Consider the following 21,270-nt stretch of genomic DNA (forward strand, 5'->3'; position numbering starts at 1 on the left):
GGACGTACTTGGGCTTTCGTCCGGTGCGGCGAGAGCGCGCGCCGGGCGTCGCGGGGCAGGCGAGACTTTGCGGACACCCCCTAGGAGATCGCGGTGCGGAGGCGGACCACCTCGATGGGCTCCGTCTCGTCGTGCGCCGTGAGGTCGATGACCTGGCCCGCCGCGTCCTGTTCGGGGGTGGCCTCCGTGGCCTCCGGTCCGGCTTCGGCGTCCGCCGTCTCCGCCTCGTGGACGGCGAGGGCCTCGGCGCCGACCACGTCGGCGAGGTCCTCGTTCTGCACGGACTCGATCGCGGCGCGGGCCTGCGCGGCGTTCTTGGTGCCGAAGAAGTCGAAGCCGCCCTCGGCGCGGGAGGCGGTGCGGCGCTGGGCCGCGTACGGGGACACCGCGGCCGCCGGCCCGGCGGGCCGGGACCGCCGCCGCCCGGTCGGGGGCGGGAGCGGCCGGGCGGCTGTGCGTGGGCGCCGGGGCGGCAGCGGTGGCGGACCGTTCCTCCGCCTTGCGGGCCAGGGCCGCCATCGCGGCGTGGGCCCGGGCGTAGCCGACCGGGGTGGGCGCTCCGGAGCCGGTGCGCTCCTCGGAGACGGCCGGGAGTTCCTTGGGCGCGCCGGCCGGGGCGGTGGAGGCCTCCAGGGCGAGCAGCCGGCGCTTCTCCAGGGCACTGGCGCGCTCGGTCTCGGCGGTGGCGTACCGGCGCAGCAGCGCGGCGTGTTCCCCGCGCAGGCCCGCCAGTTCGACGCGCTTGGCGCGCAGCTTGGCGTCGAGGCGGGCGCGCAGCAGGCGGGCCTCCTCGATGTCGGATTCGAGCTCGGCTATCCGCTCGTCCGTCTTCCACTCGTCCTTGACCCGTTCGCGGGCCAGCTCCGCCACCCGGCGGCCGGCCGCCCGGTCCCAGGAGCGCATGAGGACGGCGCCGCCCACGCCGGCGGCCGCCGTGAGGGCCACGAGCAGGCGCAGTGCGAGGGGTTCCGCGAGGAGCCAGGCCGCACCGGCGCTGGCCACGGAAACCCCGGCGACGGCCGTCGGCGTGAGAAGTCGGTGCAGGGGCTCGGGATTGCGGTGGCGTCCACGGGGCATGGCCTGAAATTTACAGGGCGTGGACCGCGTGTGGGGTACCCGCCCGGCAATCCGTTCCCGGGCAGTTACCCCACAATTGGCCATCAAACACGTGACTACTGCTTCTTCAGCAGTCCCTTGGACTCCAGATAGGCCTTCGCCACGTCGGCCGGCTTCGCGCGTTCCGCGTCCACCTTGCGGTTCAACTCGACGAGGTCGGCGGTGGTCAGGGCCTTGGTGAGCGCGTCGAGGGCGGTGGCGACCTCGGGGGCCCCGGCGTCCTTGGCGTTGACGACGGGCAGCACGTTGTCGGCGTTCTGGAGCTTCTTGTCGTCCTCCAGCAGGACCAGGCCGTAGGCGTCGAGGGTGGCGTCGGTGGTGGTGGTCAGCACCAGCTGGTCCACCCCGTCCTTGACGGCCTGCTTGGCCTGCGGGGTGCCGACTCCCTTGGGATCAATACCGGAAACGGCGATTCCGTACGTCTTCTCCAGTCCGGGCGCGCAGAAGGGGCGGACGGCGCATTCGTCACCCGCCGCGATCTTCACCTTCAGCCCCGACTTTCCAAGATCGGAAAGGGACTTGAGGTTGTTCTTCTGCGCGAATTCCCTGCTCACGGCGAAGGCGTTCTGGTCGACCGCCGAGCCCGCCGGGAGGGCCTTCAGCCCGAGCGGCGCCGCGAGCTTCTCCAGCGCCGCGACGGTCGCCGCCGCGTCGCTGGAGGCGACCGGCTTCTCCTTGGGCGCGTTCGGACCGTTCACCTTGGCGTTCAGGAACTCCGCGAGCGTGGCCGCGTACTCCGGGACGACGTCGATCTCGCCCTTCTCCAGCGACGGCTCGTACAGCTCGCGGTTGTTGACGGTGGTGACCGAGGTGTCGTAGCCGGCGCCGCGCAGGACCTGCGCGTACAGCTCCGCCAGCACGTTGGACTCGGTGAAGCCCGCCGCGCCGACCACCAGCTTCCCCTTGCCGCCGCCCCCGGCGGGGGCCGACGCGGAACCGCCGTCCTTCGCCTTCTCCAGGCTCTCGCCGCCGCACGCGGCGAGCGAGACGGTCAGGGCCACCGCGCCCAGGGTCGCGCCGAGGATGCGCGTGGACTTGCTCATCATGCTCCTTAGGGATCGGTAAGAGGGAGGACGGCCTGCCGCGCCTCAGCGCGACGGGGCCCCCGGCAGCAGCCGGTCGGCCGCCACCAGCGCGCCCTCCACCACCAGGGCCAGCAGCGCCACCAGCACGGCGCCCGCCACCACCTGCGGGGTGTTGTACGTGTTGAAGCCGGCGGTGATGATCCGGCCCAGGCCCCCCTGGCCGACCATCGCCGCGATCGTGGCGGTGGCGACGACCTGCACGGCGGCCGAACGCAGCCCGGTCATCACCAGGGGGCGCGCGAGCGGCAGTTCCACGCGCAGGAACAGCTGGCGCCCCGACATGCCCATCCCCCGGGCCGCCTCGACCACCGAGCGGTCCACCTCGCGCATGCCGACGTACGCGTTGGTCAGCAGCGGCGGTACGGCGAACAGCACCAGCGCGGCGATGGTGGGCAGGTAGCCCGCGCTGCGCAGCGGCGAGACCATGAACAGGGCCAGCACCGCGAACACCGGCACGGCCCGCCCGGCGTTGGAGACGTTCACCGCGAGGGTGCCGCCCTTGCCGAGGTGGCCGAGCCACAGGCCCACGGGCAGGGCCACCGCGCAGGCGACGGCCAGGGCGATCCCGCTCACGTAGACGTGCTCGCCGAGCCGGTGCCACACCCCCGCCTCGCCGGACCAGTTGGCCCCGTCGGCCAGCCAGTCCCAGGACCGTGCCATCACGCCCATGCCCTCACGCCCCCTTCGCCTTCGCGGCCGCCCCGGTCTTCGCGGAACGGCGGCCGGGCCGCGTCCACGGGGTCAGCAGGCGCTGCACTGCGAGCAGCAGCAGGTCGGCGACGAGCGCGAGCAGCACGCACAGCACGGACGCGGTGAGCACCTGGGCCTTGAAGGAGCTGTTCACGGCGGGGGCGATCAGGTTGCCCAGCCCGCCCTTGCCGACGATGGAGCCGACGGTGGTCAGGGCCACCGTCGACACGGTGGCGATCCGCACCCCGGCGAGCAGGGCGGGCAGCGCCAGCGGGAGTTCCACCTGCCACAGCAGCCGGCCCGGGCCGTAGCCCATGCCGCGCGCGGCCTCCCGTACGTCCTCGGGGACGGCCTCCAGGCCGGCCAGCACGTTGCGGACCAGGATGGTCAGCGAGTACAGCACCAGGCCGGTCACCACGAGCGCCGCCGACAGCCCGAAGAAGGGCAGCAGCAGGGAGAACATGGCGAGCGAGGGGATCGTGTAGAGCAGCGTGGTCAGACCCAGCACGGGAGCCGCCCAGCGGCGGCCGCGGCGGGCCAGCAGGGCGAGGGGGACGGCCACGGCGACGCCGACGAGCACCGCCACCGCGGTGATCCAGACGTGTTCGACGGTCGCGTCGGTGAGCTCCCGGGAGCGGGAGGTGACGTATTCCCAGCAGATCCAGTCGTTCGCCACCAGGCAGCCCTGCCCGGCCAAGCCGCTCACCCCTTCCCCCCTCGCACGGATGTGCCGCACAGCGGCCTCCGAGCGACCATAACCCCCGGTGCCCGCGATGGCCGGAATTATTCGCACAGCCGCAACACTCCCCTGACGAACCCTTCGCCCATCCGGGCGGACCGTTGGGGGAGGATGGCGGGGTGATCCGATTCGAGCGAGTGTCCAAGCGCTACCCCGACGGGACGACGGCCGTCGAGGAACTGTCCTTCGAGGTCGCGGAGGGCGAGCTGGTCACGCTGGTCGGCCCGTCCGGCTGCGGCAAGACGACCACGATGAAGATGGTCAACCGGCTGATCGAGCCGACCTCCGGCCGGATCCTGCTGAACGGCGAGGACATCGCCGCCGCCGACCCGGTCGAGCTGCGCCGCCGCATCGGCTACGTCATCCAGCAGGTCGGGCTGTTCCCGCACAAGACGGTCCTGGAGAACACGGCGACCGTGCCCCAGCTGATCGGCACCCCCAAGGCGAAGGCCCGCGCCCGCGCCGCCGAACTGCTCGAACTCGTGGGGCTGGATCCGGCCGTGTACGGGGGCCGCTACCCGCAGCAGCTGTCGGGCGGGCAGCGCCAGCGCGTCGGCGTGGCCCGCGCCCTCGCCGCCGACCCGCCGGTGCTGCTCATGGACGAGCCCTTCGGCGCGGTCGACCCGGTGGTGCGCGAACGGCTCCAGAACGAGTTCCTGACCCTCCAGAAGACCGTCCGCAAGACGATCCTGCTGGTCACGCACGACCTGGAGGAGGCCGTCCGGCTCGGCGACCGGATCGCCGTCTACGGGCACGGCACCATCGAGCAGTTCGCCCGCCCGGCCGCCGTCCTCGCCGCGCCCGCCACCGAGTACGTCGCCTCCTTCGTCGGCGCCGACCGCGGCCTCAAGCGGCTCGCCGTCACCCCCGTCGGGACGGCCGACCTGACCGCCCCCGACGGCGGCCCGGACCCCGCCGTCACGGTGCCCCTGGGGGCGTCGCTGCGCGAGGCCCTCGCCGCCCTGCTCCAGGACGACTCCGGCCGCGTCGGCGTCACCGACCCGGACTCCGGCGCACTGGCCGGCGTACTCACCCCCGGCGGGGTGCACCGGGCGCTGCGCCGGGCCGGCCTCCGGGACTCCTGACGGCGCCCGGACACGCGGAAGGGCCCGGCCGGAGCCGGGCCCTTCACGTACACCTGCCGAGCACGGGGCTCAGGCCTGCATGCGGCCGCTCAGCCACACCAGCATCGGCGGGATCTCGCGGCGCCAGGTGTTGAAGTTGTGGCCGCCGCTGTCGAGGATGATCGAGGAGACCCGGTCCGGGCCCTTGACCAGCTTGATGAACTTCTTGGTGTCGTTCAGGTTGTCCTCGCCCTTCTCACTGGTCGTGACCAGGAAGGACGTACCGGTCGGCTTCTTGTCCTTCAGGCTCGCCAGCACGTCCGCGCGGGCCTTCAGCTTGTCGTCGCCGTGGAACAGGTCACCGGTCGTCGCGTCGTCCGCCGCCTTGTAGTACGCGGACAGGCCCACCGCCGCCCCGAAGGTCTGCGGGTGGTGCGCGGCGATCTTCAGGGCGCAGTAGCCGCCCGTGGAGTTGCCGATGAAGCCCATGTTCTGCGGCTTCTTGCCCACCCGGAAGGTGGACTGGATGGCCTGCGGCAGGTCCTGCGCGAAGAACGTCTCGGTCTGCGGGCCACCGGGTATGTCCACGCACTCGGTGTCGCGCGGCGGCGCGATCGTCGGCCGCAGCATGACCAGGATCATCGGCTTCATCTTGCCCGCCTTGGCCTGCTTGAAGGCCGTCATCGGGTAGTTCAGCCCTTTGATCAGGTTCTCGGCGGTGCCCGGGTAGCCCGTCAGGACGATCGACGCCGGAAAGTTCTGGTCCTTGTGCTGCGGCTGGAAGTACTCCGGGGGCAGCCACACGTAGCCGGGGCTCGTTATCTTCGACTTCGGGCCGGTTATGGCCACTTTCAGGATCTGCCCGCCGACCTGCGGCTTGCCGCCGCCGGGCACGTCCAGCTTCTGCTTGTCGAGGACCTTGATGTCCTTGCTGCTCATCGAGTGGTCGACGACCTTGCCGATGGACGTCTCCTGGCCGAACAGGTCCGCCCACGAGCCGTAGAAGAGGAACGACTTGTTCGCCGCGAGACCGACTGCCGAGAACAGCGCCAGCTGGGTGGCCAGCAGCAGGCCGATCCGGCCGAAGACCGCGCGCACGCCGCGCCCCGAGAGCTTCGGCCAGGCCCAGACCGTGACCGCGAACAGGGCCACGCCCGCGATGATGGCCAGGACCAGAACCGTATTACTGGTGAGACCCATGAGCAGTCAGTCGACTTTCTGATGGCAGGACCGGATTTTTCCGACGGAAGAGTGAACCCCCTCCCCGCCGATGTCGTCCTAGTGGACGCACCACACTCCGGAGGCTGTCACGGCCTTCGGCCACATGATCTCTCGCGGAGCAACGGGAAGCGATGTCTAGCAGGATAGATGGCGATAAGTCGGGACAGGTTCCGAGTACGGTCCGGCGAATCTTCCGCGGACCACGACCGGAGTCGGTGCCCGGTCTCGTAGGTACGGCCGTCATGATCGTCGGCCTTCTGGACATCGCGGCGGGCGTCTTCCCGCGATTCCGCCACAGCCGGATCCACGCGGTCACCGAGGTGCTGCCCGGCTCCCTGGGCCCCTTCGCCGCGGCCCTCTCCATCAGCGCGGGCGTGCTCATCCTGCTCCTCGCGCACGGTCTCAAGCGCCACAAGCGCCGCGCCTGGCGGGCCGCCGTCATCCTGCTGCCCGCAGGCGCCGTCGCCCAGTTCGCGTACCGCCACTCCGTCATCGGCGTGGTCATCTCCGCGGTGCTCCTCGCCCTGCTGGTCCGCCACCAGGGTGAATTCAAGGCCCTGCCGGACCCGCGCAGCCGCTGGAAGGCCCTCGCCAACTTCGTCCTGATGAGCGCCGGCTCCATCGGCCTCGGCCTCGTCATCGTCAACGTGCACCCGGGCAAGGTCGTCGGCCGCCCCAGCCTGTACGAGCAGATCACCCACGTCGTCTACGGCCTCTTCGGCTTCGAGGGCCCCGTCGACTACGCCGGCCGGGTCTCCTGGACCGTCGGCTACTCCCTCGGCGCGCTCGGCATGCTGACCGCCGTCACCACCATCTACCTGGCCTTCCGCCCCGAGCACCCGGCCGCCCGCCTCACCTCCGCCGACGAGGAGAAGCTGCGCGAGCTGCTCGCCAAGCACGGCGGCCGCGACTCCCTCGGCCACTTCGCGCTCCGCCGCGACAAGGCCGTCGTCTTCTCCCCCAGCGGCAAGGCCGCCGTCACCTACCGGGTGGTCTCCGGCGTGATGCTCGCCTCCGGCGACCCGGTCGGCGACGTCGAGGCCTGGCCCGGCGCCATCGAGCGGTTCATGGAGGAGGCCAAGGCCCACTCCTGGACCCCCGCCGTCGTCGGCTGCAGCGAGACCGGCGGCGAGGTCTGGACCCGCGAGACCGGCCTGGACGCCCTGGAGCTCGGCGACGAGGCCATCGTCGACGTCAAAGACTTCTCCCTCTCCGGCCGCCCGATGCGCAACGTCCGCCAGATGGTCAAGCGCATCGAACGCAACGGCTACACCACCAAGGTCCGCCGGGTCAGCGAACTGAACGAGTTCGAGCTGTCCCAGGTCCGCAGGGCGTCCGAGGCCTGGCGCGGCACCGACACCGAGCGCGGCTTCTCCATGGCCCTGGGCCGCATCGGCGACCCGGGCGACGGCGACTGCATCATCGCCACCGCGCACCGCGTCGAGGAGGGCGACACCAGCCCCTTCGGCGACCTCAAGGCCATCCAGCACTTCGTGCCGTGGGGCAAGGACGGCATGTCGCTGGAGATGATGCGCCGCGACCGGGCGGCCGACCCCGGCATGAACGAGCTGCTGATCGTCGCCTCCCTCCAGCAGGCCCCCGAGCTGAACATCGAGAAGGTCTCCCTGAACTTCGCGATGTTCCGCGCGGCCCTCGCCCGCGGCGAGAAGATCGGCGCCGGACCGGTCCTGCGGGCCTGGCGCGGCCTGCTCGTGTTCCTCTCGCGCTGGTTCCAGATCGAGTCGCTGTACAAGTTCAACGAGAAGTTCCGCCCCCGCTGGGAGCCGCGCTTCATGGTCTACCGGCACCACCGCGACCTGCCGCGCATCGGCTTCGCCGTGATGCAGGCGGAGGGCTTCGTCACGCTGGCCCTCCCCCGCCTCTTCGCGAGCCGCCGCCGCCCCAAGCCGGTGCGCACCTGCACGCACACGGTCCACGAGGCCAAGGTGCCGGCGCAGCAGGACCGGGAGGTCCAGGCCGCGTAAGCCCTGCCGGGCGGGTAGGGGACCCCTGCGGGGCTGGTCCCCTACCCGCCCTTCCACCGTTCCCCGGGCGCTGCCCGGACCCGTTCCGGGCGCTGCGCGCCCGGTGCGCTCAAACGCCGCGCGGGCTGGATTTCGCGCAGCGAAATTCCAGCCCCGCCGGCGTTTGAGGCGCGGGGGTCCGGGGCGGAGCCCCGGGGAACGGGCGAAGGGCGGGTAGGGGACCTCGCCCGCGCAGCGGCCCACCCACCCGTACTCGCCCACCGGCCCCGGCCCCCGCAACGCCCCGGCCAACTACCCTGGGCCCATGAACAGCAACCTCGGGCCGGCCCCCAGGGGCATCGTCACAGGGCTGCCCGACTGGGACCGCTGCGCGGTCATGGGCGTCGTCAACGTCACCCCGGACTCCTTCTCCGACGGCGGCCGGTGGTTCGACACCACCGCCGCCGTCAAGCGCGGCCTCGAACTCGTCGCCCAGGGCGCCGACCTCGTCGACGTCGGCGGTGAGTCCACCCGCCCCGGAGCCACCCGCGTCGACGCCGACGAAGAGCTCCGCCGGGTCGTGCCCGTCGTCCGGGGCCTGGCCTCCGAGGGCGTCGTCGTCTCCGTCGACACCATGCGCGCCGCCGTCGCCGAACAGGCCGTCGCCGCGGGCGCCCGCCTCGTCAACGACGTCAGCGGCGGCCTCGCCGACCCCGGCATGATCCCCGCCGTCGCCGCCACGGACGTGCCCTTCGTGGTCATGCACTGGCGCGGCTTCAGCGACAACATGAACAGCCTCGCCGTCTACGGCGACGTCCTCTCCGAGGTCACCGCCGAGCTCCGCGCCCGCATCGACGCCGTCGTCGCCGGCGGCATCGCCCCCGAGCGGATCGTCGTCGACCCCGGCCTCGGCTTCGCCAAGAACGCCGAGCACGACCTGGCCCTCGTCGCCCGCCTCCCCGAGCTGCGCGCCCTCGGCTTCCCGCTGCTCGTCGCCGCCTCCCGCAAGCGCTTCCTCGGCCGGGTCCTGGCCGGCACCGCCGACACCGCCCCGCCCCCGGCCCGCGAGCGGGACGCCGCCACGGCCGCCGTCTCGGCCATCGCCGCGCACCAGGGCGCCTGGGCCGTACGGGTGCACGAGGTACGGGCGACCGCGGACGCGGTTCGGGTGGCCCGAGCCGTGGAAGGGGCTCTGTGACCCGCCCGACGCACACCCGCCGGACGTACAGGGAAGGGGCACGGTGAGCCGTACCGACATCGAAGCCGTCGAAGAGGCCAACACGGCCTTCTACGCGGCCATGGAGCAGGGGGACTTCGACACGCTGTCGGCGCTCTGGCTGGAGGACGAGATCTCCTGCGTCCACCCCGGGTGGCCGGTGCTCTCGGGGCGGGGCGAGGTGCTGCGTTCGTACGCGCTGATCATGTCCCACACCGAGTACATCCAGTTCTTCCTGACCGACACCAAGGTGGCCCTCATAGGTGACACCGCACTGGTCACGTGCACCGAGAACATCCTCAGCGGGGGACCCTCCCCCGAGGCCGGCGAGCTGGGCCCGCTGGTCGGTCAGCTGGTCGTCGCCACGAATGTGTTCCGACGCACACCGGAGGGCTGGCGCCTCTGGTCCCACCACGGTTCTCCGGTGCTCACGGACTCCGATGACGAGGAAGAAGAGGGCTCCGGCTGACCCCAAGGGCGGGGCCCCGGGTTTGTCGCAGGTAAATTCGAAGGTGGACGACGCCGACCGCACTCGGCGTAGGCCCATGGTCCCGGGGAGCCCCGGGACCGGAAGCACCTACGAAAGCAGGAGTGATTCGCGTGGATCGTGTCGCGCTGCGCGGCCTCAAGGCTCGCGGGCACCACGGCGTCTTCCCCCGGGAGCGCGAAGAGGGCCAGACCTTCATCGTCGACCTCGTGCTGCACCTGGACACCCGCCCGGCCGCGGCCGGTGACGACCTGGCCAAGACCGTGCACTACGGGGTCGTGGCCGAGGAGGTCGTGGACGTGGTCCAGGGCGAGCCCGTGGACCTGATCGAGACCCTCGCCGAGCGGATCGCCCAGCAGTGCCTCAAGCACGAGGCGGTGGCACAGGTGGAGGTCGTCGTCCACAAGCCGGACGCGCCGATCACCGTGCCCTTCGACGACGTGACCATCACGATCACCCGGAGCCGCGCATGAACAACGGACTGAACGCCCAGAGCGACCCCACCGTCCAGCCGGTGCCCGCCTCCGTCGTCGAGGCGGTCGACGCGGCGGACACCACCCTGTCCAACCCCAAGTGGGCCGTCGTCGCGCTCGGCGCGAACCTCGGCAACCGCCTGGACACCCTCCAGGGCGCCATCGACGCCCTCGGCGACACCCCGGGGCTGCGGGTCAAGGCCGTCTCCCCGGTCTACGAGACGGAGCCGTGGGGCGTCGAGCCCGGCTCGCAGCCCTCGTACCTGAACGCCGTCGTCGCGCTGAAGACCACCCTGCCGCCCTCCTCCCTGCTGGAGCGGGCCCACGCGATCGAGGAGGCCTTCGACCGCGTCCGCGAGGAGCGCTGGGGGCCGCGCACGATCGACGTCGACATCGTCACGTACGCCGACGTGGTCTCCGACGACCCGGTCCTCACCCTCCCGCACCCCCGGGCGCACCTGCGGTCCTTCGTCCTGGCCCCCTGGAACGACATCGACCCCGAGGCCCAGCTGCCCGGCCGCGGCCCCGTCGGGGAGCTGCTGACCGCGATCGGCCTCGCCGGTGTCACGGCGCGCGCCGACCTGGAACTCCGCCTGCCGGAGTAGCCGTCAGCGTGATGTGGGGGGCCGGGGGAAACAGGGGACGGGCAATTGAATCCTCCCCTCCCTGAAGGGGAGGGGATTCCTCACCCTCCAGGGCTGATCGGGGATTTCTGGCTCACGCTGCCAGGCGGGGCAGCGCCCCATCTGGTCTTCCGCGATCAGCACCAGCCGGGTCGAGACCAGCCCGGGCCAGCATCACGCGGGCGGAGTTCTTGTCCCTGGGGGACACGGCTCCGCACACGGTGCAGGCGTACGTGCGTTCCGAGAGAGGTAGTGCGTGCTTGGTTCTCGCTCCGCACTGCGCGCAGTCCATCGTGGTGTGCGCGGGGTGGACCAGGTACACGGCACGGCCGTGCTTACGGCCCATCTCGATGAGGGCCGTCTTCGTGGCGCCGATCGCGGCATCGGCGGCCTTCTTGGACATGGTGGACCTGGCGAGGAACTTCGGGCGGAAGTCCTCCACCGCCAGGGCATCGTGATCGCGGACCACAGCCTTGGCCCACTTACGGCCGGTGTCCTGCCGCTGCCGGGCCACCTTCTTGTGCAGCTTCGCGACTCGCTTCTTCGCCGCCCGGTAGCCCTTCGAGGCGGGCTTGCCCTTCGCCGGTTTCCGGCGGGCCATCATCCGCTGACAACGCGCGAGGCCGGCGGCGGCCTTCTTCCCGTGCCCGGCGTGCGGAAGGTCGTGGGCATCGCTGGTGGTGGTCGCGATCTCCTTCACACCCCAGTCGATACCGATCACACGACCCGTCTCAGACAGCGGCTGCACCTCGGCGGGGACGACGAAGGACGCGTACCAATGGCCGACGGAGTCCTGATAGACACGCACGCTGGACGGGTCGGCCGGGAGATCCCGCGACCACACCACCGTTAACACGATGCCGCCCACCAGGTGCAGGTATCCGTCCTTCAACCGGAAGCCGCGCTTGGTGTAGTTGAGGGACGGCAGCGATTCCCGCTTCTTCTTCCACTTCGGCATCCCGGCCCGCTGCCGCACCGGCAAACGGTCCTTGATGTCCTTCTGCGCCTTGGCGCGGGACTTCCCGAAGTCCCGGATCAACTGCTGCTGCGGAACCGAGGACCCATCGCGCAGCCAGGCATTCGCCTTACGGGCATCGGTCAGCATCCTGTCGAGCTGCGCCGGACCGCAGGTCCGCTTGTCCGCCCCTTCGGGCCGGCCCTTGTTCCACAGATGCGCCTGTTTCGACTTCGCGCAGCACTCGTTCCAGATCCACCGGCACCGGTCCCACTCCGCCATCAGGGCGGTGAGCGCAGTGGACGACACGCGGACGCGGAAGGTCCACCGGGCATGCCCGGCATCCCCCGCTAACGCTGTCGTTACCATCCCAATAACCTATCCCCGACCACTGACAACGACCGAAAGAGCAAGGTCAGACCTGATGAGAACCGAGCTCCGGCGCTCCGCGCCTCCAACCCGAGGACCCATTCCTACCCGGCTTGAAGGCCGAAGCCTCCTGGGAGAAATCAGGTGAAGCAACTGAGGCCGGCGGTCCTGGCGGGCATCTTCGCGATCGCCGGGGTGCTGTCCTGGGCGGGTGCCCGCCTGTGGAACGCGTACGGCACCCTGCCGGGCGTCCCGCTGGCCGCGCCGATCGTGCTGGCGGTGATCGCCGTCGTCCTGCTGGCGACGGCCCTGTCGATGCGCGCCCGGCTCAAGGCCCAGCGGGAGCGCCGCCCGGGAGCTAAGGGCGTGGAGCCGCTGATGGCGGCCCGGGCCGTGGTCTTCGGCCAGGCGAGCGCCCTGGTCGCGGCCCTGGTCGCGGGCATGTACGGCGGCGTGGGCGTCTTCCTGCTCACCGACGCGATGGACGTCCCGGCCCGCCGCGACCAGGCCTGGTACGCGGGCGGCTCGGTCATCGCCGGCGCGGCCGTGATCGCCGCCGCGCTGTTCCTGGAGCGCGTCCTGAGGCTCCCCGAGGACGACGACCCGTCCAAGGCCCGCGCCACGGCCTGAGCCCTGCGGGGCTACTCGTACGGGTGCCCCAGCCACTCCCAGAGCGGGCGCGGCCCGGGGCCCCGGTCCTCCCAGTCGCAGAACTGGAGGTCCTCCAGGACGCCCTCGTGGGCGAACAGGGTCGCCTCGCCGTCGTAGCCGCCGTCCGGGCCGATCAGGGAGGCCCCCGCCACGGGGCCGGAGCGCCGGCCCGTCGGCGCGGCCGGCACGGCGTCCGCGTCCACCCGCAGGTACACGCAGGGGCAGGAGCAGCCGCTGTCGCGCATCTCGGCGTACGGGATCTGCGCCCGCAGGGCGCGGTGGACGTCGGAGCCACCGCCGAGCAGGACCTCCAGCGTGCGCCGGACGTCCTCGCTCAGCGGCTCCCAGAGGGCCCCTCCGGTCGCCCCCGGCTCCGGCACGGGCTCAGCGCGCCATGATCAGGCTCATGGCCTCGTTGCGGGTCGCGGGGTCGCGCAGCTGGCCGCGGACCGCCGAGGTGATGGTCTTCGCGCCGGGCTTGCGGACCCCGCGCATGGTCATGCACATGTGCTCGCACTCGATGACCACGATGCAGCCGCGCGGGTCGAGGATCTCCATCAGGGAGTCGGCGATCTGCGTGGTCAGGCGCTCCTGGACCTGCGGGCGGCGGGCGAAGACGTCCACGAGGCGGGCCAGCTTGGACAGGCCGGTGATCTTGCCGTCGGTGGAGGGGATGTAGCCGACGTGGGCCACACCGTGGAAGGGGACCAGGTGGTGTTCACAGGAACTCATGACTTCGATGTCCTTCACCAGGACCATCTCGTCGTGGCCGAGGTCGAACGTCGTGGTCAGGACCTCTTCGGGCTTCTGGTAGAGGCCGGCGAATATCTCCTTGTACGCCCGCGCGACGCGCGCCGGGGTCTCCAGGAGGCCTTCGCGGTCCGGGTCCTCGCCGACCGCGATCAGGAGCTCGCGGACGGCCGCCTCGGCACGCTTCTCGTCGAACTCGCCGATCGTGCCCTCGCCACCGGTCAGGGTCACTGGGTCGGTCATCTCATCCTCGTTCCTGTGCGCACGCGCGGCTTCGTACAAATGTGCCGCGCCCCCCAGGCTAGAACCTGGGGGGCGCGGCTTCCATTCCGGGTGGTCAGGCCTCCGGGCGGTCCTCCGGGGCCACCTCGATGCCCTTCTCCGTGGAGACGGGCGCCGCGGCTGCCGCCGAGGTGCCGTTCGCGGAGTTCGTCAGCTGGAGCTCCTTGGGAGAGAGCACCGGCGGACGGGTGGAGGGGGTACGGCGGGAGGAACCGGTCCACGCCGGACGGGCCGGGCGCTTCACGATCGTGGAGAAGATCTCGGCGATCTCCTCCTTGCCCAGCGTCTCCTTCTCCAGGAGCGCGAGGACGAGGTTGTCCAGGACGTCCCGGTTCTCGACCAGGATCTCCCAGGCCTCGTTGTGCGCGGTCTCGATGAGCTTCTTGACCTCTTCGTCGACCAGCGCCGCGACCTCTTCCGAGTAGTCCCGCGGGTGCGACATCTCGCGGCCCAGGAACGGCTCGGTGTTGTCCCCGCCGAACTTGATCGCGCCGAGGCGCTCGGTCATGCCGTACTGGGTGACCATCGCGCGGGCCGTCGCCGTGGCCTTCTCGATGTCGTTCGCGGCGCCGGTGGTCGGGTCGTGGAAGACCAGTTCCTCCGCCGCGCGCCCGCCCAGCATGTAGGCGAGCTGGTCGAGCATCTCGTTGCGCGTGGTCGAGTACTTGTCCTCGTCGGGCAGGACCATGGTGTAGCCCAGGGCCCGGCCGCGGGACAGGATCGTGATCTTGTGGACCGGGTCGGAGTTCGGGGAGGCCGCCGCGACCAGGGCGTGTCCGCCCTCGTGGTACGCGGTGATCTTCTTTTCCTTGTCCGACATGATCCGGGTCCGCTTCTGCGGGCCCGCCACGACGCGGTCGATCGCCTCGTCCAGCATGTGGTTGTCGATCAGCTTCTTGTCCGAGCGGGCCGTGAGGAGCGCGGCCTCGTTGAGGACGTTGGAGAGATCGGCACCCGTGAAGCCGGGGGTGCGGCGGGCGACGGCCGAGAGGTCGACGTCCGGTGCGACCGGCTTGCCCTTCTGGTGGACCTTGAGGATCTCCAGACGGCCCTGCATGTCGGGACGGTCGACCGCGATCTGCCGGTCGAAGCGGCCCGGGCGCAGCAGGGCCGGGTCGAGGATGTCGGGGCGGTTCGTGGCGGCGATCAGGATGACGCCGCCCTTCACGTCGAAGCCGTCCATCTCGACCAGCAGCTGGTTGAGGGTCTGCTCGCGCTCGTCGTGGCCGCCGCCGAGACCCGCACCGCGGTGCCGGCCGACGGCGTCGATCTCGTCGACGAAGACGATCGCCGGCGCGTTGGCCTTGGCCTGCTCGAACAGGTCGCGGACGCGCGAGGCGCCGACACCGACGAACATCTCGACGAAGTCGGAACCGGAGATCGAGTAGAAGGGGACGCCGGCCTCGCCCGCGACGGCACGCGCGAGCAGGGTCTTGCCGGTGCCGGGCGGGCCGTAGAGCAGCACGCCCTTGGGGATCTTGGCGCCGACGGCCTGGAACTTCGCCGGCTCCTGGAGGAACTCCTTGATCTCGTGGAGTTCCTCGACGGCCTCGTCCGAGCCCGCGACGTCGGCGAACGTCGTCTTCGGGGTGTCCTTGGTGATGAGCTTCGCCTTGGACTTGCCGAAGTTCATGACCCGGGAGCCGCCACCCTGCATCTGGTTCATCAGGAACAGGAAGACGACGACGATGAGGACGAAGGGCAGGAGCGAGAGCAGCACGCTCAGGAACGGGCTGGTCTTGTCCGGCGTGACGGAGTAGCCGTCGGGGATCTGACCGGCTTCGTACTTGCTCTGGAGGTTCTGGGCGAGCTGGACGCCCTGGTCCCCGATGTAGTTGGCCTGGAACTTGGTGCCGCTGTTGTTGCCGAGCTTCTGGCCCTTCTTCAGCTCGATCTTGATCATCTGGCTGTCACCGGTGGTCAGCTTGGCGCTGTCCACCTGGCCACTGTTGATCGCCTTGATGACCTCGCTGGTCTCCACCGACTTGTAGCCGCCGCCGGAGCCGACGACGTTCATCAACACGACCACGGCGAGGACGGCCAGCACGATCCACATGACCGGCCCACGGAAGTATCGCTTCACGTCCATCCATACGGGGTGCCGGGCACCCCGTCCCTCCTGCCCGTAGGTAAATGCTGCTGTGAGTAAAGACTGTTCTTCGGAATGTACCTCTGTATTGTCACCCGCGACCTCGAGGGACGGCTGACAGACCCGCCTTCCCACGCTCCAACGTCGGAAACGGCCCCCGGGTTCCCCCGGGGGCGCCGCCGGTGACGGCGTCCGCGAAGGCCGGGGTCAGCCGCCGTAGACGTGCGGGGCGAGCGTGCCGACGAACGGCAGGTTGCGGTACTTCTCCGCGTAGTCGAGGCCGTAGCCGACGACGAACTCGTTCGGGATGTCGAAGCCGACCCACTCGACGTCGATGGCGACCTTCGCGGCCTCGGGCTTGCGCAGCAGCGTGACGACCTTGAGGGAGGCCGGCTGGCGGGAGCCGAGGTTCGACAGCAGCCAGGACAGGGTCAGGCCCGAGTCGATGATGTCCTCGACGATCAGGACGTGCTTGTCCTTGATGTCGGTGTCGAGGTCCTTGAGGATCCGCACCACGCCCGAGGACTGGGTCCCGGCGCCGTAGGAGGACACCGCCATCCAGTCCATGGTGAGCGGGGTGGACAAGGCGCGCGCCAGGTCCGCCATCACCATGACGGCGCCCTTGAGCACGCCGACGATGAGCAGGTCCTTGCCCGCGTACTCCGCGTCGATCTTCGCGGCCAGCTCGGCCAGCTTCGCGTCGATCTCTTCCTTGGTGATGAGCACCGACTGGAGGTCGTTGCCCATGTCCTTCTCGTCCACCCGCATCACTTTCGTTGTCGGCCGGGGCTCCGGGGGTGCCCCCGGAGGACTCAGCCGTGTTTCAGCACCAATCAGCCCTGCCGGATGACAAGTCTGCCACCCTGCCGCTGGGCCTCGACGCGGCCGGGCAGGTTGATGGCGCCCTGGCCCCGCCATCCGGTGATGAGGCGGTCGACTTCCTCGATGTGGCGGGCGAAGAGCGAGCCGGCCGGGGAGCCGGCGGCGACCACGGCCCGGCGCAGCACCCGGCGGCGGACGGCCGGGGGCAGCGCGTAGAGCTTGGCGCACTCCAGGCGGCCGTCCTCGTCGCGCACGCCCGCCTCGGCGTCGGCGGCCCAGGCGTCGAGGGCGTCGGCGTCGTCGCGGGAGAGCTGGGCGGTGCGGGCGAGTGCTTCCACGACTCCCTTGCCGAGCGCCTTCTCCAGGGCGGGCAGTCCCTCGTGGCGCAGCCGGGAGCGGGTGTAGGCGGGGTCGATGTTGTGCGGGTCGTCCCAGACGGGCAGGGACTGGACCATGCAGGCCTTGCGGGCCGTCTGCCGGTCGACCTGGAGGAAGGGGCGCCGGTAGCGGTTGGTGCGGCCGGGGCCGCCGGAGACTTCGGCCATGCCGGACAGGGAGCGGATGCCGGAGCCGCGGGCGAGGCCCAGCAGGACGGTTTCGGCCTGGTCGTCACGGGTGTGCCCGAGCAGCACGGCGCAGGCTCCGAGCCGGTCCGCGGCCTCGTCCAGGGCGGCGTAGCGGGCGTCGCGGGCAGCGGCCTCGGGTCCGCCCTCGCGGCCGACGCGCACGGCGACGGACTCCACCGGGTCGAGGCGGAGCGCGGTCATGCGCGTCACGACCTCCGCGGCGCGCAGGTCGGAGCCGACCTGGAGGCCGTGGTCGACGGTGATGCCGCCCGCCCGGATGCCGAGCTTGGGTGCCTCGAAGGCGAGGGCGGAGGCGAGCGCCATGGAGTCCGCGCCGCCGGAGCAGGCGACGAGGACGAGGGGCTGGGCGCCCGCCGCGCGGGGGCGGGGGATGTCGGTGAGGTCGGTGAGGACGTCGTGGAGTACGCGGCGGACCGCCAGGCGTATCGCCGCGACCGCAGGATGGGGACCCATGTCCGGTGCCCTTCGTGGAGTTCGGATGCTCGGAGGCTTCGGGTGTTGCGCGGGGAGATGCGGAATGTCACTCAGAGTGCGTCGATGGTGACAGAACCGAGCCGTTCCCCGAGCATCGCACGCCCTTCCACCGCCCACGGTCCCTCGGAAGGGTGATGCTGCTTCCCCCAGTGAGACATGTTTACGCCTCCTGCTTCACCTTTCTTCGCCCTGCGTGCCGCCCTTGCGGTGGACCCGGGCCACCCAGTCCGCGGGGCGGGCGATCTCGGCCTTGGTGGGCAGGGTGTTGGGCGAGGTCCACACCCGGTTGAAGCCGTCCATGCCGACCTGGCCCACGACGGCCCGTACGAAGCGCTCGCCGTCGCGGTACTGGCGCAGCTTGGCGTCGAGGCCCAGGAGCTTGCGCAGGGCGGCGTCGAGGCGGCCGGCGCCGCTGGCGCGGCGCTGCTGGAACTTCTCGCGGATCTCGGCGACGGAGGGGACGACCTCGGGTCCGACGCCGTCCATGACGAAGTCGGCGTGTCCCTCCAGGAGGGACATGACGGCGGTGAGCCGGGCGAGCACCTCGCGCTGTTCGGGGGTCTGGACGAGTTCGACGAGGGAGGGTCCCTCCTCGCCGCGTTCGCCTTCGGCGCGGGCTCCGGCGAAGGACTGGACGGCCTCGCGGATCCGCTCCAGGACGGCGCCCGGTTCCAGCTCGGTGGCGCCGAGGAACGTCTGGATCTCGCCCTCCAGGTGGGCGCGCAGCCAGGGGACGGCGGTGAACTGGGTGCGGTGCGTCTCCTCGTGCAGGCAGACCCAGAGCCGGAAGTCGTGCGGGTCCACCTCCAGCTCGCGTTCGACGTGCACGATGTTGGGCGCGACGAGCAGCAGCCGGCCGCCGGTGGCGGCGCCGCCCGGCAGGTCGGGGCCGGCGGGCGCGAAGGTCTCGTACTGGCCGAGCACGCGGGAGGCCAGGAAGCTGAGCAGCATGCCCAGCTCGACGCCGGTGACCTTGCCGCCGACGGCGCCGATGACGGCGCCGCCGGGGGTGGCGGAGCGGCGGTCCTGCATCTTGCCGAGGAGCGGGCCGAGGAGTTCGCGGAAGCCCGCGACGTTGGCCTTGACCCAGCCGGCCCGGTCGACGACGAGGACGGGGGTGTCGGGGAGGGGGGAGCCCTCGGGGATCATCCGGGTGAACGCGCGCACGTGCTCCTCGGAGGTCCTGGCGTGCCGGCGGAGTTCCGCCACCACGGCCCGGGCCTCGTCGCGGCTGACTTCCGGACCCGGCCTGACCAGCCGGGTCGCGGTCGCCACCGCGAGGTTCCAGTCGACCATCTCCGCACCACCGATGCTCGTCATGCGTCAACCGTACGTGGACCGGCGCCGCTGGGGGTCCCCCCGGACGGAGTTTGGGGGAGCCCGTGGGTCAGGGGGTCGCGGCGACGGCGGCGGCCAGCTTGTCGAGGCCCTTCTCGGCGGCGGTCTTGTCGGGGGTGTTCGCGGCCAGGAAGGCGAAGGCGAGGAGCCGCCCCGACGGGTCGACGACGGTGCCGGCGAGGCCGTTCGCCACGGTGAGGGTGCCGGTCTTGGCCCGGACCAGGCCGGCTGCCGGGGAGTCGCCGGTGTTGCGGGCGCGCAGGGTCCCGGTGAAGCCGGCGACGGGCAGTCCGGTGAGGACCGGCCGCAGCTCGGGGTGGCGGGGGTCGGCGGCCTTGGCGAGGAGGGCCGTCAGGAGGCGCGTGCTGAGCCGGTCGGCCCGGTTGAGGCCGCTGCCGTCGGCGAAGCGGGTGCCGGTGAGGTCGACGCCGAGGGAGGCCAGCTTCTCGGAGACGGCCTTCTCGGCGCCCTCGAAGCTGGCGGGCCGGCCGGTGGCGAGGGCGGTCTGGCGGGCGAGGGCCTCGGCGATGTCGTTGTCGCTGTTGGTCAGCATCCGCTCCACGAGCCCGGCGAGGGGGGTGGAGAGGGTGGTGGCCAGCGGCTGGGCCCCGGCGGGGGCCTTCGCCCTGGCGGGTTCGCCGCCCACTTTGATCCCTCGGTCGCGGAGCAGGGCGGCGAAGGAGCGGGCGGTGTCCCTGGAGGGGTCGTCGGAGCGGTCCACGGGCCCGGAGGTGGAGTCGTCGGGGCGGCCCTCGTCGGCGGTGAGGGCGGTGACGGGGGCGATGTTCTCGTCGCGGCCGATCGGGTGGAGGACGGGTCCGGTGTAGAGGGAGTCGTCGTAGCCGAGGGTCACGGTGTCGGTGCCGGCGGCCTTGAGGGCCTGGGCGGTGTCGGCGGCGAGGGCCACGAGGCTGCCGCCGGAGCCGGCGGGGCTCTTCTTCTTGGCGGTGAGGGACGGGTCGCCGCCGCCGACCAGGACGATCTCCCCGGGGCCGGCTCCGGGCGTCACGGTGGTCCGGATCCGGTGTTCGGGCCCGAGCGCGGCCAGGGCGGCGCTCGCGGTGGCGATCTTGATGGTGGAGGCCGGGGTCATGGGGTCGCCCGCCCCGGACTCGTAGAGCACCTGGCCCGTGGCGACGTCGATCACCGAGGCCCCGCGCGCGGTGCCGAGCGCGGGGTCCGCCAGCAGGGGCGTGAGGGCCCCGGCGAGCGCGGCGGCGCCGGTGTTCGGGCGGGGGGCGAGGCCGCCGAGTACCCCGGGGGCGCTGGGCGCGGCCTGCGGGAGGCCGCCGGCGGCGTGATCTGCACCACCCGTCCGGCTCCAGGAGGCGGCCCTGTCCCGCTCGGCCTTACGCTGGCCGGAGTCCCAAGGACCGGCGGTGGCGACCAGCGCAGCCGACAGGGCGAGGCCGGCGACGGCCGACCCCGTGATGAGCTGCCACGTCTTGACCAATGGCACCTCGGACCAGCCCCTTTCGCGATCACACATATGCGTGAGGGACACTTAATCACTGCGTCTTGCCGCGAGCATGGCACCCCACCCGCAGGGCTGGGCCGGACGCGCGCGCATTTGAATCAAAATGCCGTCTCGAAGCAGTCAAGCTTCGGCACTGGGCCGGAGCTGATCATGGAGGAGCAGGACGTGGAGTTCGACGTCACCATCGAGATCCCCAAGGGTTCGCGGAACAAGTACGAGGTGGACCACGAGACCGGCCGGATCCGTCTGGACCGTCGCCTCTTCACCTCGACCAGCTACCCGGCCGACTACGGCTTCGTCGAGAACACCCTCGGCGAGGACGGCGACCCGCTGGACGCGCTGGTCATCCTGGACGAGCCGACCTTCCCGGGCTGCCTGATCAAGTGCCGCGCGATCGGCATGTTCAACATGACCGACGAGGCGGGCGGCGACGCCAAGCTGCTGTGCGTGCCGGCCTCCGACCCGCGCGTCGAGCACCTGCGCGACATCCACCACGTGTCCGAGTTCGACCGCCTGGAGATCCAGCACTTCTTCGAGGTCTACAAGGACCTGGAGCCGGGCAAGTCCGTCGAGGGTGCGAACTGGGTCGGCCGCGCCGAGGCCGAGGCCGAGATCGAGGCCTCGTTCAAGCGCCTGGAGGCCCAGGGCGGCCACCACTGAGCTCCGCTCGGTAGCCGGGTCCGGGGCGCGCCCTGACCCACCACGTCCGCAGCGGGCGGCACCCCCACGGGGCGCCGCCCGCTGCGGCGTTCCCGGGGCGCCGGGCGGCGTTTGAGGCGCGGGGGGTCCGGGGGCGGA

Annotated in this window: 20 protein-coding genes and 1 pseudogene; 8 read left to right on the forward strand and 13 right to left on the reverse strand. The window is 71.5% G+C overall.

Annotated elements, in window-relative coordinates; genetic code table 11:
• Window positions 1-80 precede the first annotated feature (80 nt).
• The 4 genes and pseudogenes from SSNG_RS15830 to SSNG_RS15845 form a co-directional block, all read right to left on the reverse strand.
• Window positions 81-1,077: pseudogene (locus SSNG_RS15830) on the reverse strand (hypothetical protein).
• Window positions 1,078-1,172: 95 nt separating this feature from the next.
• Window positions 1,173-2,159 (reverse strand): ABC transporter substrate-binding protein, encoded by a 987-nt coding sequence (locus tag SSNG_RS15835; protein WP_007264859.1) that lies wholly within the window; start codon window positions 2,157-2,159, stop codon window positions 1,173-1,175.
• Window positions 2,160-2,204: 45 nt separating this feature from the next.
• Complete coding sequence (locus SSNG_RS15840; protein WP_007264860.1) at window positions 2,205-2,870, reverse strand: ABC transporter permease; 666 nt, start codon at window positions 2,868-2,870, stop codon at window positions 2,205-2,207.
• 4 nt (window positions 2,871-2,874) lie between these two features.
• The gene (locus SSNG_RS15845; RefSeq protein WP_042801095.1) at window positions 2,875-3,588 is read right to left on the reverse strand and encodes an ABC transporter permease; all 714 of its coding nucleotides are present in this window, start codon (window positions 3,586-3,588) and stop codon (window positions 2,875-2,877) included.
• 161 nt (window positions 3,589-3,749) lie between these two features.
• On the opposite strand from SSNG_RS15845, the gene SSNG_RS15850 reads away from it, so the two are divergent.
• A complete protein-coding gene (locus SSNG_RS15850; RefSeq protein WP_042801097.1) occupies window positions 3,750-4,715 on the forward strand; it encodes an ATP-binding cassette domain-containing protein in 966 nt (321 codons plus the stop codon).
• A gap of 69 nt (window positions 4,716-4,784) precedes the next feature.
• On the opposite strand, the gene SSNG_RS15855 is transcribed toward SSNG_RS15850, so the two are convergent.
• The gene (locus tag SSNG_RS15855; protein WP_042801101.1) at window positions 4,785-5,894 is read right to left on the reverse strand and encodes an alpha/beta hydrolase-fold protein; all 1,110 of its coding nucleotides are present in this window, start codon (window positions 5,892-5,894) and stop codon (window positions 4,785-4,787) included.
• A gap of 152 nt (window positions 5,895-6,046) precedes the next feature.
• Between SSNG_RS15855 and SSNG_RS15860 the strand changes: the two genes are divergently transcribed.
• The 5 genes from SSNG_RS15860 to folK all read left to right on the forward strand — a co-directional run bounded on the left by SSNG_RS15860 (window position 6,047) and on the right by folK (window position 10,660).
• Window positions 6,047-7,900 carry a phosphatidylglycerol lysyltransferase domain-containing protein gene (locus SSNG_RS15860; RefSeq protein ID WP_007264864.1) on the forward strand — a complete coding sequence of 618 codons (1,854 nt, stop codon included), beginning with the start codon at window positions 6,047-6,049 and terminating at the stop codon, window positions 7,898-7,900.
• Between the two features lie 304 nt (window positions 7,901-8,204).
• Window positions 8,205-9,077: a dihydropteroate synthase gene (gene folP / locus SSNG_RS15865; RefSeq protein ID WP_007264865.1), complete on the forward strand. Its 873-nt coding sequence runs from the start codon at window positions 8,205-8,207 to the stop codon at window positions 9,075-9,077.
• 43 nt (window positions 9,078-9,120) lie between these two features.
• Complete coding sequence (locus SSNG_RS15870; protein WP_007264866.1) at window positions 9,121-9,564, forward strand: nuclear transport factor 2 family protein; 444 nt, start codon at window positions 9,121-9,123, stop codon at window positions 9,562-9,564.
• A gap of 131 nt (window positions 9,565-9,695) precedes the next feature.
• Window positions 9,696-10,055, forward strand: a complete 360-nt coding sequence (gene folB / locus SSNG_RS15875; protein ID WP_030010912.1) for a dihydroneopterin aldolase — start codon at window positions 9,696-9,698, stop codon at window positions 10,053-10,055.
• A complete protein-coding gene (gene folK / locus SSNG_RS15880; protein WP_007264868.1) occupies window positions 10,052-10,660 on the forward strand; it encodes a 2-amino-4-hydroxy-6-hydroxymethyldihydropteridine diphosphokinase in 609 nt (202 codons plus the stop codon). The genes folB and folK overlap by 4 nt, the downstream gene beginning before the upstream one ends.
• 112 nt (window positions 10,661-10,772) lie before the next feature.
• Here folK and SSNG_RS15885 read toward each other — a convergent pair whose 3' ends face one another.
• Entirely contained in the window at window positions 10,773-12,002 is a 1,230-nt protein-coding gene (locus tag SSNG_RS15885; RefSeq protein WP_007264869.1) for an RNA-guided endonuclease TnpB family protein, read from the reverse strand.
• Between the two features lie 144 nt (window positions 12,003-12,146).
• Between SSNG_RS15885 and SSNG_RS15890 the strand changes: the two genes are divergently transcribed.
• A complete protein-coding gene (locus SSNG_RS15890) occupies window positions 12,147-12,632 on the forward strand; it encodes a DUF3180 domain-containing protein (RefSeq protein WP_007264870.1) in 486 nt (161 codons plus the stop codon).
• 11 nt (window positions 12,633-12,643) lie between these two features.
• Here the strand turns inward: SSNG_RS15890 and SSNG_RS15895 are convergent, their stop codons facing one another.
• From SSNG_RS15895 to dacB, 7 genes are all read right to left on the reverse strand, one after another.
• Window positions 12,644-13,033, reverse strand: a complete 390-nt coding sequence (locus SSNG_RS15895; protein ID WP_007264871.1) for a hypothetical protein — start codon at window positions 13,031-13,033, stop codon at window positions 12,644-12,646.
• 4 nt (window positions 13,034-13,037) lie between these two features.
• On the reverse strand, window positions 13,038-13,646 hold the full coding sequence (gene folE, locus SSNG_RS15900) for a GTP cyclohydrolase I FolE (RefSeq protein WP_007264872.1): 609 nt from the start codon (window positions 13,644-13,646) through the stop codon (window positions 13,038-13,040).
• Window positions 13,647-13,740: 94 nt separating this feature from the next.
• Window positions 13,741-15,774 (reverse strand): ATP-dependent zinc metalloprotease FtsH, encoded by a 2,034-nt coding sequence (ftsH, locus tag SSNG_RS15905; protein WP_007264873.1) that lies wholly within the window; start codon window positions 15,772-15,774, stop codon window positions 13,741-13,743.
• A gap of 207 nt (window positions 15,775-15,981) precedes the next feature.
• Window positions 15,982-16,542: a hypoxanthine phosphoribosyltransferase gene (hpt, locus tag SSNG_RS15910; RefSeq protein WP_007264874.1), complete on the reverse strand. Its 561-nt coding sequence runs from the start codon at window positions 16,540-16,542 to the stop codon at window positions 15,982-15,984.
• A gap of 65 nt (window positions 16,543-16,607) precedes the next feature.
• Window positions 16,608-17,636: a tRNA lysidine(34) synthetase TilS gene (gene tilS / locus SSNG_RS15915; RefSeq protein ID WP_007264875.1), complete on the reverse strand. Its 1,029-nt coding sequence runs from the start codon at window positions 17,634-17,636 to the stop codon at window positions 16,608-16,610.
• Window positions 17,637-17,831: 195 nt separating this feature from the next.
• On the reverse strand, window positions 17,832-18,977 hold the full coding sequence (locus SSNG_RS15920; RefSeq protein WP_128636979.1) for a zinc-dependent metalloprotease: 1,146 nt from the start codon (window positions 18,975-18,977) through the stop codon (window positions 17,832-17,834).
• A 67-nt stretch (window positions 18,978-19,044) separates the two neighbouring features.
• Window positions 19,045-20,454, reverse strand: a complete 1,410-nt coding sequence (gene dacB / locus SSNG_RS15925) for a D-alanyl-D-alanine carboxypeptidase/D-alanyl-D-alanine-endopeptidase (RefSeq protein WP_042801105.1) — start codon at window positions 20,452-20,454, stop codon at window positions 19,045-19,047.
• Window positions 20,455-20,637: 183 nt separating this feature from the next.
• On the opposite strand from dacB, the gene SSNG_RS15930 reads away from it, so the two are divergent.
• Window positions 20,638-21,132: an inorganic diphosphatase gene (locus SSNG_RS15930; RefSeq protein ID WP_007264878.1), complete on the forward strand. Its 495-nt coding sequence runs from the start codon at window positions 20,638-20,640 to the stop codon at window positions 21,130-21,132.
• Window positions 21,133-21,270: the final 138 nt, after the last annotated feature.

This window comes from Streptomyces sp. C (genome assembly GCF_000158895.1).
In the GTDB taxonomy this organism is placed as follows: Bacteria; Actinomycetota; Actinomycetes; order Streptomycetales; family Streptomycetaceae; genus Streptomyces; species Streptomyces racemochromogenes.

Coding starts and splice junctions, on each gene's coding strand:
- ftsH (WP_007264873.1), bottom strand. CDS start 15,774: ATGGACGTGAAGCGATACTTCCGTGGGCCGGTCATGTGGATCGTGCTG.
- SSNG_RS15920 (WP_128636979.1), bottom strand. CDS start 18,977: ATGACGAGCATCGGTGGTGCGGAGATGGTCGACTGGAACCTCGCGGTG.
- SSNG_RS15885 (WP_007264869.1), bottom strand. CDS start 12,002: ATGGTAACGACAGCGTTAGCGGGGGATGCCGGGCATGCCCGGTGGACC.
- SSNG_RS15860 (WP_007264864.1), top strand. CDS start 6,047: ATGTCTAGCAGGATAGATGGCGATAAGTCGGGACAGGTTCCGAGTACG.
- hpt (WP_007264874.1), bottom strand. CDS start 16,542: ATGCGGGTGGACGAGAAGGACATGGGCAACGACCTCCAGTCGGTGCTC.
- folK (WP_007264868.1), top strand. CDS start 10,052: ATGAACAACGGACTGAACGCCCAGAGCGACCCCACCGTCCAGCCGGTG.
- SSNG_RS15835 (WP_007264859.1), bottom strand. CDS start 2,159: ATGAGCAAGTCCACGCGCATCCTCGGCGCGACCCTGGGCGCGGTGGCC.
- folE (WP_007264872.1), bottom strand. CDS start 13,646: ATGACCGACCCAGTGACCCTGACCGGTGGCGAGGGCACGATCGGCGAG.
- SSNG_RS15855 (WP_042801101.1), bottom strand. CDS start 5,894: ATGGGTCTCACCAGTAATACGGTTCTGGTCCTGGCCATCATCGCGGGC.
- tilS (WP_007264875.1), bottom strand. CDS start 17,636: ATGGGTCCCCATCCTGCGGTCGCGGCGATACGCCTGGCGGTCCGCCGC.
- folP (WP_007264865.1), top strand. CDS start 8,205: ATGAACAGCAACCTCGGGCCGGCCCCCAGGGGCATCGTCACAGGGCTG.
- SSNG_RS15840 (WP_007264860.1), bottom strand. CDS start 2,870: ATGGGCGTGATGGCACGGTCCTGGGACTGGCTGGCCGACGGGGCCAAC.